At 62.4% G+C, this 16,830-nt stretch carries 12 protein-coding genes and 1 pseudogene; 5 read left to right on the top strand and 8 right to left on the bottom strand.

The window, feature by feature from the left end; genetic code table 11:
- Positions 1-5: 5 nt before the first annotated feature.
- Positions 6-866: a TIGR01459 family HAD-type hydrolase gene (locus NKI46_RS22330; RefSeq protein WP_352747939.1), complete on the bottom strand. Its 861-nt coding sequence runs from the start codon at positions 864-866 to the stop codon at positions 6-8.
- A gap of 337 nt (positions 867-1,203) precedes the next feature.
- Between NKI46_RS22330 and NKI46_RS22325 the strand changes: the two genes are divergently transcribed.
- The 4 genes from NKI46_RS22325 (at position 1,204) to NKI46_RS22310 (ending at position 6,733) form a co-directional block, all read left to right on the top strand.
- Positions 1,204-3,099: a TadE/TadG family type IV pilus assembly protein gene (locus NKI46_RS22325; RefSeq protein ID WP_023739211.1), complete on the top strand. Its 1,896-nt coding sequence runs from the start codon at positions 1,204-1,206 to the stop codon at positions 3,097-3,099.
- Positions 3,100-3,293: 194 nt separating this feature from the next.
- A complete protein-coding gene (locus NKI46_RS22320; protein ID WP_352747937.1) occupies positions 3,294-5,267 on the top strand; it encodes a pilus assembly protein TadG-related protein in 1,974 nt (657 codons plus the stop codon).
- Positions 5,268-5,423: 156 nt separating this feature from the next.
- Positions 5,424-6,056, top strand: a complete 633-nt coding sequence (locus tag NKI46_RS22315; RefSeq protein ID WP_352747934.1) for a LysE family translocator — start codon at positions 5,424-5,426, stop codon at positions 6,054-6,056.
- A gap of 146 nt (positions 6,057-6,202) precedes the next feature.
- Positions 6,203-6,733, top strand: coding sequence for a CAP domain-containing protein (locus NKI46_RS22310; protein ID WP_502896833.1), 531 nt, complete (start codon positions 6,203-6,205; stop codon positions 6,731-6,733).
- Positions 6,734-6,762: 29 nt separating this feature from the next.
- Here the strand turns inward: NKI46_RS22310 and NKI46_RS22305 are convergent, their stop codons facing one another.
- The 5 genes and pseudogenes from NKI46_RS22305 to NKI46_RS22285 all read right to left on the bottom strand — a co-directional run.
- On the bottom strand, positions 6,763-9,381 hold the full coding sequence (locus tag NKI46_RS22305; protein WP_352747932.1) for an EAL domain-containing protein: 2,619 nt from the start codon (positions 9,379-9,381) through the stop codon (positions 6,763-6,765).
- 333 nt (positions 9,382-9,714) lie between these two features.
- Positions 9,715-11,250, bottom strand: a complete 1,536-nt coding sequence (locus NKI46_RS22300; RefSeq protein ID WP_023694754.1) for a DHA2 family efflux MFS transporter permease subunit — start codon at positions 11,248-11,250, stop codon at positions 9,715-9,717.
- A gap of 349 nt (positions 11,251-11,599) precedes the next feature.
- Positions 11,600-12,817 carry an HlyD family secretion protein gene (locus tag NKI46_RS22295; protein ID WP_023821182.1) on the bottom strand — a complete coding sequence of 406 codons (1,218 nt, stop codon included), beginning with the start codon at positions 12,815-12,817 and terminating at the stop codon, positions 11,600-11,602.
- Positions 12,814-13,284, bottom strand: coding sequence for a MarR family winged helix-turn-helix transcriptional regulator (locus NKI46_RS22290; protein ID WP_023705728.1), 471 nt, complete (start codon positions 13,282-13,284; stop codon positions 12,814-12,816). Before NKI46_RS22290 ends, NKI46_RS22295 begins: the two co-directional genes overlap by 4 nt.
- Before the next feature lie 126 nt (positions 13,285-13,410).
- Positions 13,411-13,619: pseudogene (locus tag NKI46_RS22285) on the bottom strand (iron chelate uptake ABC transporter family permease subunit); the annotation flags it as partial.
- Positions 13,620-13,748: 129 nt separating this feature from the next.
- Here NKI46_RS22285 and NKI46_RS22280 point away from each other — a divergent pair.
- Entirely contained in the window at positions 13,749-14,582 is an 834-nt protein-coding gene (locus tag NKI46_RS22280; protein ID WP_023829491.1) for an AraC family transcriptional regulator, read from the top strand.
- 42 nt (positions 14,583-14,624) lie between these two features.
- Here NKI46_RS22280 and NKI46_RS22275 read toward each other — a convergent pair whose 3' ends face one another.
- Together NKI46_RS22275 and NKI46_RS22270 are read right to left on the bottom strand one after the other, a co-directional pair.
- Complete coding sequence (locus NKI46_RS22275; RefSeq protein WP_023829490.1) at positions 14,625-15,560, bottom strand: bifunctional helix-turn-helix transcriptional regulator/GNAT family N-acetyltransferase; 936 nt, start codon at positions 15,558-15,560, stop codon at positions 14,625-14,627.
- 79 nt (positions 15,561-15,639) lie between these two features.
- Positions 15,640-16,827 (bottom strand): MFS transporter, encoded by a 1,188-nt coding sequence (locus NKI46_RS22270; RefSeq protein WP_023734262.1) that lies wholly within the window; start codon positions 16,825-16,827, stop codon positions 15,640-15,642.
- Positions 16,828-16,830: the final 3 nt, after the last annotated feature.

Below are 16,830 nucleotides of genomic sequence, written 5' to 3'. Positions count from 1 at the left end.
CAACCCTACCGCAGTCTCGGAATGACGGCGACCGGCCGGTAGCCGTGCATTTGCAGAAAGGCTGCAAGCCTGGCAGGGTCCGGCTGCATGGCATCGCCGTAGTCGCGCGCGTGAATGCCGCCCGACACGTAAAGCACGTCGATGCCGTTGTCGGCGGCGCCCTTGACGTCGGTCATCATGCCGTCGCCGATGGCCAGCACCTCGGAGCGCTCGACGTCGCGGCCGAGAAGCACGGCAACCTCCCGCAGCGCCACGTCATAGACCGGCGCATAGGGTTTTCCGGCGATCAGCGTGCGGCCGCCAAGCTGGGCATAGTCGCGCGCCAAGGCGCCGGCGCACCAGATCATGCGCTCGCCGCGTTCGACCACGATGTCGGGATTGGCGCAGATGAAAGGCAGGTTCCTGGCGCGCAGCCGGCGCAGCAGATCGGCGTAATCCTCAGGCGTTTCCACCTCGTCGTCGAACAGCCCGGTGCAGACCACGCCGGAAGCCTCGAACTCCTCGACGAGCTCGACGTCGAGACCGTCATAGAGGGTGAAGTCGCGGTCGGCGCCGATATGGAAGATTGTTCGCGGGCCTTCGGCGATAAGGTCGCGGGTCACATCGCCTGAGGTGACGACGCGATCGTAGGCGGCGGCGGGAACGCCGATCGCATTCATCTGCGCCACCACATCGGGATTGCGGCGCGGCGAATTGGTGATCAGGACGACCGGGACCTTCGCCGCACGTGCGGCGGCGAGCGCTTCGGCAGCCGCCGGAAAATGCCATTCGCCATTGTGGATCACCCCCCAGACATCGCACAGGATGGCCGAGTAGGCGCCCGACAAATCCGCGAGCGAGCCGATGATGTCAGGCGAATCCGCCATGCCGTTTTCCTGCTGTGACGATCATTGCGAGAGCTGCAGCCGACGGTCCGCCGCAACCGGCCCCGCATTAACCGAAGCGTTTCATCCTGTCACCAGCTTTTCGGCACTTGCGAGGCTGTTGCGCAACGGGCTGATCAAAGGGTTGCAACGGGCAGGAACCACCCTTCTCCGAGCTTCGGTCGATCGAAACAATGTCGCATCGCTGATCACCAGGGCCGAGTGGTTAACGAGCCTTGAAAAGATGGGCCGATGTTGAATGTATTTCAGCAACCTGAAATTTAACGATTTTGTGGGCATCTTCGGACCGATATTGGGTCCTGGCAGGGGTGCTGAAGGCATGATCCGCAGATTTCTGAACGACAGACGCGGCAACTATGCCTTGATGACAGTGATCACCATGGTGCCCTTGATGGGCGCGCTGGCGCTTGCAATCGACTACACCGATCTCCTGCGCCAGAAGCAGAACATGCTGAACGCGCTGGATGCCGCCGGGATTGCCACGGCACAGCAGATCGTCACCGGGGCGACCGACACGGCAGTCAAGGCCTATGCGAAGGATTTCTTCGAAGCCAATCTCGGAAAGGTCAGCTCGGCCAATACGGCCCTGACGGTGACGCTGCCCAACAACAACGCAGGTGGCGGCACGCTGAAGCTTTGCGCCAGTTTGACGTTCCACCCCTATTTCCTGCCGGTGGCGGCCATGCTGATCGGAAGAACGTCCACCGATGCCAAAACCTCCGCGTGTTCCGAGATCCGCCTCAAAAACACGCTGGAAGTGTCTCTCGTGCTCGACAATTCCGGCTCCATGAGCATCAACGGCTCCGGCACCGGCCAGCCGCGAATAGATTTGCTCAAGAAGGCCGCTACCGAGCTTGTCAATACGATGGCGCTCCAGGCCGCACAAATGAGGCAGGTCACCAGGCCGGTGCAGTTCTCGCTGGTCCCGTTTTCCGCCTCGGTCAATGTTGGCCCAGCCAACAAGGACGCAACCTGGATGGATACGACCGGCATTTCGCCAATCCATCACGAGAACTTTGATTGGCAGTTCATGTACAAGAACGCGTCGTCTGGTTATGACTCGAATAAATACATTGAAAAGGTCGGCAGTGCTTACTGGAAGCGCGGAAGTGGCTGGGGCACCGGGCAATACGGCCAAAATACCACGGCGACGCGGTTCAGTCTCTTTGCAAACGACATGAAGGCCACGACCTGTACGAAAAAGAACTCGAACGGCAGTTGCAAGACCTCTGTGACCGCCCAATACGAAGCCTGGAAGGGCTGCGTGGAGGCGAGGCCGTATCCCTATAACGACGACGACACGTCGCCGACCACTGGCACGCCCGCCACCATGTTCGTGCCGATGTTCGCGCCGGACGAAGCTGGCAATTTCTGGACCGACACCACTCGCACCAGCACATCGACCTGGGGTTACGCCAACAATTGGTGGATCGATTATTCCGACACGCTGACTGTCACCAAACGCCAGGCGGATATGCGAAAGTATTTTCTGACAAAGCCCTGGGACGCATCGAGTACTGCGGCCGATGATGGGCCCAATTCGGCATGCACGACCGCCGCGATCACGCCGTTGCAGGACATAACCACCACCGACGGCAAGAAAATCCTGACGGATGCCATCAATGCCATGGCCCCGACGGGCAACACCAACGTGCCGGAAGGGCTGGCCTGGGGCTGGCGGACGGTGTCGAGCAACGAGCCATTCACAGAAGGCCGGCCGAACACTGAAAGGGGCAACGACAAAGTCGTCATCGTGCTGACCGACGGCGCCAACACCTACAGCATCGGCCCCACAAACGACATGACCAGCAGCTATGCTAAGGACGGATCGACCTACGCCGCCTATGGTTATACCGGCCCGAAAACGGGGGAAACCGCGACCCGCCTTTTCGTCAACACGACCGTCCCCAAGACAACTTATACGGCGGCCAACTACACAACCGCGCTTGACCAGCAGATGCAAACGCTTTGCACCAATGCGAAGAATTCGAACATTCTCTTGATGACGGTCTCGCTTGACCTGGTTACCACCAAGCCGGCGGAAAAGACCGCCATAGACGCGCTCAAGAAATGCTCCTCGGATTCGCGCTTCCGCAAGGATCCGACCGACCCGAGCAAACCGGCGAAGCTGTATTGGAACGCGACCGGCGCCACCTTGTCGCAAAGTTTCAAGGAAATCGCCGACGAACTGTCGAACCTGCGCATCGTCAGCTGATCGGCGCGATCTTTCGAACAAGGCGCTCCGCCTCGGCGGGGCGTTTTGTTGCGGCGTTGCTCACGTGTCCGTGCATTTGGTTAGCGCCTGGTGAAGCGCTATCCGAGCAATCGAGCAGTTTCCCAAACCCATCCTTCAACGTTTTGTGAAACTGTGCGGCATTGAAGAATCCCAGGCGGGGCCGCTTACATCACATGCGTGAACTCTGGCGCAAATTCCGGCGTGACTTCTGGCACGACCGCCGCGGCAATTACGCTCTGATGACCGTTGTGGCGATGGTGCCACTGATGGGCGGCGTGGCCATGGCTGTCGACTACACCGGCGTGGTCAGCGAGAAGCAAAGGGTGGTCAACGCACTCGACGCCGCCAACTTCGCCACCGCGCGCCGGCTGGTGGAAGGCGCCACCGACGACCAGTTGCGGGCCTATGCGCTCGACTTCTTCAAGGCAAACCTCAACGACGTCGATCCCGCCGACACGACGCTCAGCGTTACGCTGCCCAGCAGCACGACCGGCGGCGGCATCGTCAAGCTGTGCGCCAGCCTGGTCTACAAGCCCTATTTTCTGCCGGCAGCGGCGATGCTGATCGGCAGGACGTCGGAAAACGTCACCTACTCCGTGTGTTCGCAAGTCCGGCTGAAGAACACGCTGGAAGTGGCCATGGTGCTCGACAATTCGGGGTCGATGTCGAACACAGGCACGGGTGCCGGACAAAAGCGCATCGACCTTCTCAAGCAAGCCGCCAAGCAGCTCGTCGACACGCTTGCCTTGCAGGCCGCGATGATCAAGCAGATCGACAAGCCGGTCCAGTTCAGCCTTGTGCCGTTCGCCGCCTCGGTCAATGTCGGCGCCAGCAACGACAACGCGTCATGGATCGACGCCTACGGGCTGTCGCCCATCCACAACGAGAATTTCGCCTGGTCGACGCTTAACGCAGCCGACAAATATGCCCAGAAGATCGGCGGCATCTGGTACAAGAAAGGCACTGGCTGGGGTGAGCAGGAGGGGCAGATGCTGACCCGCTTCTCGCTCTACCGCGACATGAAGGTGGTCACCAGCCACGAGCGCATCGTCGGCAGCAAACGCGTGGTCTGCGACAAGTATCGTGCCAATCATACATGCTCGGACAGCCACAACGAATACGACTACAACGACACATACGGACCGTTCGCCAGCTGGCAGGGCTGCGTCGAGGTCCGTCCCTACCCCTATAATGTCACCGACGCGCCGGCCTCCGGCGGACCGAACAACACCGGCACCGGCGTCGGCGATCCCGCGACCATGTTCGTGCCGATGTTCGCGCCGGACGAGCCGGGCAATCATTGGTACATAACGCAGGACCCCGACGAGGTGGCCCCTAAGACCTATGGCGCGGCCAACAGCTGGTGGAACGACGATCCGGCGAGCACCACCGGCAAGACCAGGCAATCCAACATGGCCAAATATTTCCAGCCACGGCCGATGAACGCGCCGGTGCTGGGGACGGGTGCCGGTCCGAATTACAGCTGCACCACCACGCCGATCACACCGCTGACCGACGTCGCCAACGCCGCCGGGCTGACCAAGATCAAGGCCGCAATCGACCTGATGGCCCCCAACGGCAACACCAATGTGCCGGAAGGCATGGCCTGGGGCTGGCGCACCGTCTCCAGCACCGAGCCCTTCACCGAGGGCCGCCCGGAGACCGAGCGCGGCAACGACAAGGTGGTCATCGTGCTCACCGACGGCGAGAACACCTATTCGACGGTGAACAGCGACCCGGCCGGCAACAAGTCGACCTATGCCGGCTATGGCTATACCGGCGTCGGCTACAACGGCACTGCGGTCACCCGCCTGTTTGGCGGCACGTCGAGCGCCATCGGCCAGCTCAACTATTCGTCGAGCAACTACACCGCCGCCCTTAACGAGCAGATGGCGACGCTGTGCAACAACGCCAAGGCGGCCAACATCATGGTGATGACGGTAGCGCTCGACATGTCGACGACCGACGCCGGCGACAAGAGCGCGATGGAGGCACTGAAGACGTGCTCGTCGGACTCGCGCTTCCGCAAGGATCCGACCAACCCGAGCAAGCCTGCAAAACTGTTCTGGAACGCGACCGGCGCCACGCTGTCCGACAATTTCAAGGAAATCGCCAACGAGCTCTCGAACCTGCGCGTGGTGAGCTGAGGGTTGAAGCTGCTGATCTTCCCCACCTTGCGGGGGAAATTGGCGGCTTCGCCGCTTTCGTCATTTTCGACGCTGGCGCAAAGGCTCCGGCCATCATGCTCTTGCGGTGAGTCAAAACGCGTGATGGGTATCGTCACCGCTTCCCGGAGATCGCTCGTGCCCGAAACCGCCAACCATCTCGCCTTCGCGCTGGTCTGCCTCGGCATGGTGCTGACGCCCGGGCCGAACATGATCTACCTGATCTCGCGCTCGCTGTCGCAAGGCCCCAAGGCCGGGCTGATCTCGCTCGGCGGCGTGGCGGTCGGCTTTCTGTTCTATGTCGTATCGGCTGCACTGGGCATCACCGCGCTGCTGCTTGCCGTGCCGTTTGCCTACGACGCACTGCGCATTGCCGGCGCGCTCTATCTACTATGGCTCGCCTGGCAAGCGGTGCGGCCCGGCGGGCGCTCGCCGTTCCAGGTGCGCGAACTGCCGAGGGACAGGCCGCGCAAGCTGTTCGCGATGGGCCTGATGACCAATCTCCTCAATCCCAAGGTGGCGGTGCTTTATCTGTCGCTGCTGCCGCAGTTCATCTCGCTGGGCAACGGCCATGTGCTGTCGCAGCTTCTGGTGCTCGGCGCCACGCAGATCTCGATCAGCCTGACCGTCAATGCCATCATCGCGGTAACGGCCGGTTCGATCGCCACCTTTCTTGCCGGACGGCCGCTATGGATGGTCATCCAGCGCTGGATGATGGGCACGGTGCTTGCCGCGCTGGCGCTTAAAATGGCGACCGACGCGCAACGCTGATCGGACGCAGCGCGCCGAGACTACATCGGCCGCCGACCTTCCCATTCGAATCGGCCGGCCGAACCTGCACGGAGGCCAGCGATTGAGATTTTCGCAGCCCTGCCCGGCAAAAGCCATGATCGCCGCTAAGTCAGGCAGGCATGACAATGATCTGCACCACCAATCATCCGCTCGCGCAAACCCGCTCTGGCGAAGCAAGTCCAAAACCAAACAGGCGCCTGCTGCTGATCGGCCTTGCAGCCATGGCTGGCCTCGCTGCTTGCAGCACGGTCTCGGTGCCGACCGGCGAAGGCGCCGGTGTGTCGTCCTCGGCCACCGCGGCGCTGGCCGGCATCCGAGCTTCGGCCGGACTGCCGGCGCTGGTGCCGGACGCCCAGCTCGAGCAGGCCGCTCTGCAGCAGGCCGGCTATATGGCCTCGCGCGAACGCATGAGCCACACGACGGGCTGGGGAAAGGATTTCGCGTCGCGGATGAAGGACAATGGCGTGCGGGGCGCCGCCGCCGAGAACATCGCCGAGGGCCGCTTCGACCAGCAGAAACTGTTCGACATATGGATGCATTCGGCTGGCCACCGCCGCAACATGCTCGATCCGGATTTCAGCCGCTTCGGCCTCGCCTATGTACGCGACGGACGCGACAGCGCCATCCGCTACTGGAGCTTGGTGCTCGGAAAATAGCAGCCAGCGGTTGCGGCGCGAGCCAGCCGTCAGCCTTTCGCGATCAGCTCGCCGATATCCCCAGCCGACAGGGGTTTGCTGAAATAATTGCCCTGCACCTCGTCACAATTGTTCTTGCCCAGGAAGGCGACCTGGTCTTCCGTTTCGACACCTTCGGCCAGCACCCGAAGGTTCAACTTCTGCCCCAGGGAAATCACGGCGCCAGTGACCGCTTGATCGTTCTCGTCGGTCGCGAGATCGTTGATGAAGGACTTGTCGATCTTCAGCCGCGCCACCGGAAACGTCTTGAGAGCGCTGAGACTGGAATAGCCTGTTCCGAAATCGTCGATCGATATCTGCACGCCGAGCTTTTGCAGTCCGTTCATCGTTGCGACCGCCAGCTCGAAATCCTGCATGATCAGGCTTTCCGTCACTTCGAGCTCGAGATACCTCGCCTCCAGGCCGCTTTCCTTCAATGCGTTGACGACGCGGTCGATCAGGTTCTTCTCCCGGAACTGCCGCGCCGACACGTTGACGCAGACGGTTACGGGCGACAGACCGGCGCGCTGCCAGGCTTTGTTCTGCCGGCAGGCTTCGTGCAGGATCCAGTCGCCGAGCGGCACGATCAGCCCGGTCTCCTCGGCGGTCGGGATGAACATCGCCGGCGAAACCAGGCCTCGCGTCGGGTGGTTCCAGCGCACCAGCGCTTCGACGGCGAAAACATGCCCCGATCGCAGATCCACCTGTGGCTGATAATGCAGAGCGAATTCCGACCGGGCGAGCGCGTTTCGCAATTCCTCCTGAAGCAGGAATTTTTCATGTGCCGTTGAGTTGAACTCCGGGGCATAGAACTGGAAATTGTCGCGGCCGAATTCCTTGGCGCGATACATGGCGGCGTCGGCATTGGCCAACAGCGTATCCGGGCTGGTCCCGTCCTTCGGGTAATTTGCGATGCCGATGCTGGCCGTCGTTCTCAGCCGATGCTCTCCGACAAGAACCGGTTCCGCGATCGCATCCCTGATCGTCTGCAGGGTTTCCGAGACCACATCGACATTGGTGGTTTGGTCGAACAGGACGATGACGAATTCGTCGCCGCCAAGCCGCACGACGGTGTCGGTGGCCTTCACGCATCCAACCAAACGGCTGGCGACGGTCTTGAGGAGTTCGTCGCCGGCATTGTGGCCAAACGTATCGTTCACCAGTTTGAAATTGTCGAGATCGATGAACACCACCGTCATCCAGCGATTGTATCGCTGCGCGTAGAGGACCGCCTGGGAAAGCCGATCCTCCAGCAAAGCGCGATTGGGCAGGCCGGTCAGCGCATCATGGTTGGCCATGAAGTGGATCTGGTCTTCCGCCAATTTGCGCTCGATCGCGATGCCGGCAATGTGTGTGGTGAATTCGATCAGGCGGGTCTCGGCATGGGTGGGTTCGCGCACGGTCATCGAATACATGGCAAAGGCGCCCAACACGACGCCCCGATGCGACAGGATCGGGGTTGACCAGCACGAACGATAGCCATGGGCTGCCGCCAGTTCGCGGTAATCGTCCCAAAGCGGATCCTGCAGAATATCGGTAACAATGACCGGTTCCCGCCGGTAGATGGCGGTTCCGCAGGATCCCACCTTGGGACCGATGGCCGCCCCATCGATGGCGCTCGTATAGGCTTTCGCCAGGCCCGGCGCCGCACCGTGACGCAAATGAACGCCGTCCTTGTCGAGCAGCAGGACGGAACCGAATATCCCCTTCAACTGAGCCTCGACGAAGCGCATGAGGCGGTCGAGCACGTCCTCCAGCGGCGCGCTCGTGGCAATCATTTCGAGGATCTGCGCCTGCCCGCTGCGAAGGACATCCGCCTGCTTGCGGGCGGTGATGTCGTGGGCAATGCCAACCAGGCCGAAGATTTCATTTTGGCGATTGCGCAACGGCACCTTCGTCGACGAAAGCCATTTGCCGCTCCCCGACGCATCGACGACAAACTCTTCCGCGTCGATCACTGGTTGTCCGCTCTTGAGCAGGCGCTGCTCGACCAGGCGAAATTTCCGCGCAACTTCCGGGGGGTGGAGATCAAAATCGGTCAAACCGATCATGTCGCTGGTCTTGTTGCGGCCGCTATCGGTCGCAAGGGCGCTGTTGACCACGACGAAACGGCTTTGCGTATCCTTGACCCAGAGATAATCGGGCACCCAGTCGATCAGCGCCTGCAGCGAAATGCGCTCGTCGACGATCTGCCGATTGGCGAGGAGTTCAGTGATGTCCTCATGCGTGGCGATCCAACTGCCATCGGGCATGGGCTGGTTACGGATCTGGATTGTGCGACCATCGACAAGTTTGGCGGTCCAGAGCCGCGAAGCCTTGCCCGAATTGATCGAGCGAGCCGTTGCGAGATAGGTGTCGGCGGCCGTCGCCGCCGTGCCGGCGGCGACGCGGCGTTCGACTATTTCGCTCAGTGTCACGCCAGGCCGCAATTCCTCGGGCGCAATGCGGTAGATTTCCGCATAGCGCCGGTTGCTCAGGATCAGCCGTTCATCGGCATCGAAAAAGCAGATGCCTTGCGAAATATTCTCGATCGCAGTCTCGAAGCGCAGGGTCTGCCCTTCGAGACCCGCAATGGTCGTGCGAAGTTCTCCCTCGAGCGTATCGTAGGAAACGTCAGCCAGTCTTGCCAATGCGGCTACGCCCACCGGCCCGCGCGCCCCGACGGATCTTCTGGATGACTTCGTGACCAAACAGACCTCCTCCGGTTTGGCACCTGAAACAAGAAAGGGCCTCTGTCGTGCCAGACGAAAGTCGACGACAATGTTACAGATGTGCTAATTCAAGATGAACTGTAACGGAATTGGAGGCGTCAGCAACCAGATACCAAAGGTGCAAATGTCATTTCAAATCAACTTCCAACGGCTCATTATCGATATTCTTTTGCACACGCGGGTTTTGACGATCATCCGAGCAACAAATCATCAGGGGCAACCAGCTTGCTGCCAGCGCTACCGGCGCCCGCCTCAATCCATATGCGCGGCAGGAGCGGCCGCGCCGGCCGGAGCGGTCTTCGGCTTGCGCAGCAGGAAGACAAACGGAATGGCAACCAGCGTCATCACCATCAGCAGTTTGAAGTCGTTGACGTAGGAGATCATCATCGCCTGGATGTTGACCATGCGGTCCACCTGCGAAAGTGCCGTCGGATCGCCGCCTGCTGCCGCCGGCGAGGCAGCCCACAAATTGGGGTTGAACGGGTTGATGAAAGCCGACAGTTCGGTGTGATTGACCTGCGTGTTGCGCACCATGAGAACCGTCACCACCGACACGCCGATCGACGAACCGAGATTTCGAACCAGGCTGAACAGGGCCGTGGCGTCGGTGCGGAAGCGCACGTCGAGCGTGGCGAAGGCCACCGTCGACAGCGGCACGAACACCATGCCCATGCCGAGGCCCTGGATGACGCCGGAGCTGAGGATCAGCCAATTGTCCATCTGCGGCGTGAAGGAGGACATGGTGTAGAGCGACTGCGCGGTGAGCAGAAAGCCGATGACGACGAGGATCCGGGCGTCGATCCTGCTCATGAGCCGCCCAACGACAAGCATCGAAATCATCGTGCCGACACCGCGCGGCCCCAGGACGACGCCGATGGTCACGGTCGGATAGCCGAAGATGGTCGACAGCATCGGCGGCAGCAGCGACATCGAGGCCAGGATCAGCACGCCCATGACGAAGATGAAGGCCAGACCGGTCACGAAATTGCGGTCGAGGAAGATCTTGGGGTCGATGAAAGGACGTTCCGCCGTCAGTGTGTGGATGATGAACACCCAGAAGCCGGTGATCGAAAGAGCAAGCTCGATCCAGATTTCGACCGAGGAAAACCAGTCGACCTCGCCGCCGCGGTCGAGCAGCAGCTGCAGTGCGCCGACGCCGAGCGAAATCATGGCGAAACCGAAGAAATCGAAGCTGCGTATCCGCCGGGCAATGACCGGCAAATAGGCTGCCATGCCGAGGAAGGCGATGATGCCGACCGGCAAATTGATGAAGAACACCCAGCGCCAGTTGAAATTCTCGGTCAGCCAACCGCCCAGCGTCGGACCCAGGATCGGCCCCAGCATGATGCCGGCGCCCCAGATGGCCATCGCCTGGCCGTGGCGTTCCCTGGGGTTGATGTCGAGCAGGAAGGTCTGCGACAGCGGCACGATGGCTGCGCCGAACACGCCCTGCATCAGCCGGAAGAACACAATGCTCTCCAGGCTCCAGGCAATGCCGCACAGCATCGAGAACACGGTGAAGCCGACAACCGCCGCCAGGAACAGTTCCTTGCGGCCGAAGCGGTCGGCCAGCCAGCCGGTCACCGGCGTCATGATCGCGGCGGCAACGATGTAGGAGGTCAACACCCAGTTGATGTTGTCGGGCGACGCGCCGAGGTCGCCGGTCATGGTCGGCAGCGCGACATTGGCGATCGTGGTGTCGAGCGCCTGCATGACCGTCGCCAGCATCAGCGCCACGGTGATCAGGCCGCGATGCGGCACTTCCTTGAAAGGTTCTGGTGTGGTCATGATGCGGAACTTCCGACAGGTAACAATAACGTGTACACTAGGTTTCCGGGCGGCGAGGCCTTCTCTGGTGAAGAGACCCTCATCGCGGTGGGACGCGATCTATCGATGTGGGGGTTACATCGATCGAAGGTCTCGACACATCAGGCGCTTGCCGCCCGGAAATCCAAGGTCCGAAGGATGGGCGCCGAGATGGTCCAGGTTCTGGGCAGCCCGCAATGCGGCCCGGTCCAATCCACCCCTCGTTCAACCTGCCGTCGGACCGATCCTGTCATCTCAACTTCACCTCGCCTGCGGCGGGCGTTCTGCCGGGCCGTGATCCTGCTTTTCGAGATCACGGTCCATTCACAGTCTATTGTGCTTCGCCTGCGGTGGCGTGGCCGAAGATAGCGGGGAACCCGCGTGCCACGCCGGTATCCACCGTAACCGAGGCGCTCATGCCGGTGCGCAGCGCCATTTTGGCGTCGGCATCGGTCAGCTCCAGGCGCACCGGAATGCGCTGGGTGACCTTGACCCAGTTGCCGGTGGCGTTTTGAGCCGGCAGCAGCGAAAACTCCGCGCCAGTGCCGGCGCCGATCGCCTTGACGGTGGCCTCGAAAGTTCTGCCCGGATAGGTGTCGACGACGATCTCGGCCTTCTGGCCAGGCTTCATGTGGGTAAGCTGGGTTTCCTTGAAATTGGCATCGATCCAGGTGTCGCCGGTCTCGACCAGCGCAAACAGCGGCGTGCCGGAACCGACATACTGGCCGATCTTGAACGAGGAGGCCTGGCTGATGACGCCGTCGGCCGGCGCCTTGACCGTGGTCTGCGCCAGATCGTAGGCGGCCTTGTCGCGCGCGGCGAGTGCGGCCATCACCGTCGGATGCTTGTCGGTCTCGATATCGGGATTGCCGGCGAGAGCCGCCTTGGCGCTGATGATGCCTTGCTCGGCAACGGCCAGTTGCTGCCTGGCCTTGTCGAGATCGTTCTTGGCCTCGTCCAGCGACGATTTGGCGTTGATGCCCTTCTGGGCAAGGTCGGCGGCGCGGTCATACTGCGACTGCGCGTAGTCGACCTGGCTGGCATCGGACTTTTCCTGCGCCAGCGCCTGGCTGTAGGCGGCGCGCAGCTGTTCGATACCGACGCGTGCGACTGCGACCGCCGCGTCGGCCTGCGCCAACGCGATCCGGTAGGGCTCGGGGTCGATGGCAAACAGCACATCGCCCTGCTTGACCTGCTGATTGTCCGAGATGCCGACCTGAACGATGCGGCCGGCGGTGTCCGAGGCGATCGACACCTTGGCCTGCTGCAAATTGGCGTTCTCGGTTTCCTGATAGCGGCCGCCGGTCACCCAGACATAACCGCCACCAATGGCCAGCGCGGCTGGCAGGGCAACCATCAGCAGCAGGCGGCCGATGCGGCGCTTCTTGACCGGAGTCGGAGCGGGTTGAACCGGGGGAGCCACCGCGACAGGTGCTGCGGCCGGCTGTGCAGGCGCTTCGGCAGCAGGCTGTGCCGGCGCTTCGGCAGCCGGCTGTGCCGGCGTCTCGATCTTGGTAACATTCTCGTCTAGTTTGGCTGCCGCGTTCATGCTGCTGCCCCTTCCGTACTCTTCAAGGACGACGTCTCGCCGTCCGCCAGGTTTTGCACGATGGTGTCCAGCGCCCGGATCAGGACGCGGCGGTCGTCCGGCGAAACGCCGACCAGCGATTCCTCATAAACTTCGCCGGCAAGGCTTTTGACCTCGGCATAGGCCGCGTTCGCCTTGGCTGTCGGGAAGATCATGCGCACGCGCCGGTCAGTTGCATCGGAGCGCCGTTCGATCCAGCCGCCCTCCTCCATCCGGTCGACGAGGCGTGAAACGCTGATCGGCTCGATTTCGAGAAGTTCGGCGAGGCGAGCCTGGGCGACGCCGGCCTCCTTGGCGACGCGAACCAGAAGCCGCCATTGTGCCGAGGAAAGGCCAAGACCGCTGGCGCGCGCCTCGAAGCGCTTGCGCATGAGGCGCTGCACGTCGTGGATCAAAAAGCCCAATCTATCTATGCCGTCGGAAACCATGAGCGGTATATATTATAAGCGTGCTTACCATTCAAGGCGCCGCATTGCACCAGAGCCGAAAAAGAGGGATGGCAGCCATGCAGATGCGGTCATGGCACAGTCAATTACGGTTGCGGATGACCTCCCGACCGAGACGTGAATTGCCGTCGAGAACGCCGCGAGGAGAAAGGTCGTCTTGCGCGTCCTCGCCACCGGCACATCTAGGCTTTCGGCGGCATTTTCGCCGGCGGGGAAGGCATCGAGCCGGCGGTGGTTCCACAGGGCAAAGGCAAGGATGGTGCCCGCACCCAGCGCGCCCGGATATTGTCCCAGCGAGCCAGGCCGAGGCCGCCCAGCAGCGGCTTTCCACGATGGTGACCTGCCACAGTCGACCAGCGCCCTTCGATTTTACGACAGGCGCAATTTCGATCAAACTGGCCTCGCAAAAAGCCGGCAGCATGGTGTGGCCAAATGCGAGGAGACTCATGAACCCGACCGAGAAAGCGCTGTGGTTTGTCGAGAGCCATTTGCCGGAAGCGATCTCGCTTGAGGATGTCGCGCAAAGCAGCGGCGTCTCGCGCTTTCATGTGACGCGCGCCTTTGGCGCCGCCACCGGCCGTTCGGTGATGGGCTATATGCGCGCGCGCCGGCTGACCGAAGCGGCGCGCAAGCTGGCTTCCGGCGCGCCCGACATCCTCGCGGTCGCGCTCGATGCCGGCTACGCCTCGCACGAAGCCTTCACCCGCGCCTTCCGCGATCAGTTCGGCACGACGCCGGAACTGGTGCGCGCGCAGGGCAGCCTCAGCAATCTCGACCTGGTGGAGCCGATCCTGATGGACCAGTCCTTCCTCGCCTCACTGCCGCCGCCGCGCTTCGAGACCGGCCGTCCCTTCCTCATTGCCGGCCTCGGCGAGCGCTACAGCTGCGAAACCAGCGCGGCTATTCCGATGCAGTGGCAGCGCTTCGGTCCCTATATCGGCAACATTCCGGGCGAGACCGGCGACGTCGCCTATGGCGTCTGCGTCAACGGCGACGATGCCGGCAATTTCGACTATATCGCCGGCGTCGAAGTTTCGGATTTCTCGGACCTGCCGAAGGAGCTTTCGCGGGTGCGGGTGCCGGCGCAGAAATACGCCGTGTTCACCCATGCCGAGCACATCTCCACGATCCGCCGCACCGTCAACACGATCTGGAACAAATGGCTGCCGGCCTCGGGGCACGATATAGCCGACGGCCCCGAATTCGAACGCTACGGCCCGGAGTTCGATCCGCGCAGTGGCAATGGCGGGCTGGAGATATGGATTCCGGTTAGAGTGTGAGAGCGTTTGCGCGCGATCTTGCCTTCTTCCGGTGAAAAGGCGCTACAGCTCCAGGTTCCAGTTCTGGCCGACCAGATCCTTGCCGAAGGCGTGATGGCGCTCTTCGTCCACCAGCCTGAAGCCCGCACTCTCATAGATGTGCCGGGCGGCGGTCAAAATGTCGTTGGTCCACAGGGTCAGCGTCTTGTAGCCCCTGGCGCGGGCGAAGCCGATGCACTCCTGAACCAGCCGCTTGCCGATGCCGAGGCCGCGCGCCGATGGTTCGACATAGAGCAGGCGCAGCTTCGCCACCGCGTCGGATTTGCGCACGACGAAGACCGAGCCGACCACCTCCCCTTGCCGTTCGGCAATCCAGCTGCGTTCCCATTCTGGATCGAAGGATTTTACGAAGGCGCCGAGGATTTCGGCGACCAGCGCCTCGTAGGTTTCGTCCCAGCCATAGTCCTGTGCGTAGATCTGTCCTTGGCGGCGCACCACCCAGCCGATGTCGCCGACCTGCAAGGGGCGCAGCATATACGGCACTTTGGACTCCGGGCTGTCGCCCAGGAGTTGCTGCACCGTCTGCATGGCCTTGACCAGCCGGTCCTGTTCGGCAGCAGGAAGCCGCTCCAGCAAGGCCGCGACCTGGTCGTGCGAAGCCCGGTTCAGCGGCGCGAAGGCCTGCCGGCCCACCGGCGTCAGCGTGATCGACGACTGCCGCGCATCCGACGCCAGCGGCGCGCGCGCAATCAGCTGCAGGTGCTCGAACTTCTTCAGGAGCCGGCTGACATAACCGGCGTCGAGGCCGAGATCGCGGATGAGATCGCTGGCGGTCAGGCCATCGCGATGCGCCAGTTCGTAGAGCACCCGCGCCTCGGTCAGCGAGAAGGCGCTTTTCAGCAGGCCTTCGTCGAGCAGACCTATCTGGCGGGTGTAGAAGCGGTTGAAAGCCCGCACCGCGTCGATGCGTTCCTTGCCGGGTTGATGATGGATCGTCATGGGAAGCCTCCTGCCCATCAACGATCGGTCATTTATTTGACTTAGTCAAGTATCGAGGAGATGCTCCCCCGGTCGTGTCTCAGGCGATGGCGCGGCGGCGCCGTGCGATCAGGACGAACAGGCCGAGCAGCACAACGCTGGCCGCAGCACTGGCGGCGGCAAATTCCGGCACCGGCCGAAAATCCTTGCCGTCGATCAGCAGCGATGCCGCGACCGGGCCGATCGCCAGACCGAAAAGCTGGGCCGCCGGCACCAGAAGCACGGCCGTGCGCGTCTCGTCGGCGGTGATCGCCAGCCGGATCTGATAGGGCACGATGAACAGAAGGATGAAGCCCATGATCAAGGCCGCGACCCAGAAAACCGTCAGGCCGGGGCTGCCGGCGAGCACCACGGAACTGGCGACGGCGACCACGCCGATCGCCACGATGGCGAAGCGGTAGTCGATACGCGCCTCGAAGACGGTAGCCGTCATTGCGCCCAGCACCTGCAATGCCAGGCTGGCCGAGACGATCAGGCCGACGCTGCGGCCATCGATGCCGTATTGTGCGCCAAGCGGCTCGAGAAACGCCCAGACCGAGCCGAAGAACATGAAGTAGCAGAAGACGCACAGCAAAGCGGCAAGCGAAGGAACGGTCAGCACATTGCTGAACTGTTCCTCCTTGGGCAGGTCGGCATAGCTATCCGGGACGATGAAGGCGACGGCCACCGAGGCGATGCAGACGACGGCAAGAACGATGAAGCCGCCCGCCGATCCGGCGGCCGGGATGACGTAAAGCGCCAGCAGCAGGGCAAGGGCGCATTGCGCCAGGGTCTGAAGGGTGACGAAGAAGCCGCCGATGCGCTCGGCCCGGCGTGAACGGGCGATCAGTTCCGTGGCGACCGCCACCAGCCCACCCTCGGCGAGGCCTGCCACCGCGCGGGCGGCAATCAGCGAGGTCGAGGTCAGCGCATAGGCGGTCGCGCAGTTAGCCAGCGCCAGCAAGAGCAGAAGGACGGCACTTTTCAAGCGCATATTGTGGGCGGACAGCATCATGGCGATGGCCGCCGATCCGATGCCGATGGCGATCATCTCCGCCGTGGCGACCAGCGCGAGTTCGTCACCGCTGACATGCCCTTCGGTGTAGAGCGCGCCGAGAAGCACCGGCTGCAGCCCGAGAATGAGCAGCCCGACCGAGCCGATCCACAATGCCGAGGCGAGTTGCGCCCCAGTGGGGTTGCCGACCAGCCAGTCGCCGTTCCCGGCATCCGCGTTACCAGCAGAAGTCACGGT

It is taken from the genome of Mesorhizobium sp. M0615, from assembly GCF_040320805.1.
Taxonomy (GTDB): domain Bacteria; phylum Pseudomonadota; class Alphaproteobacteria; order Rhizobiales; family Rhizobiaceae; genus Mesorhizobium.
This window is presented reverse-complemented; position numbering and strand designations above follow the sequence as displayed.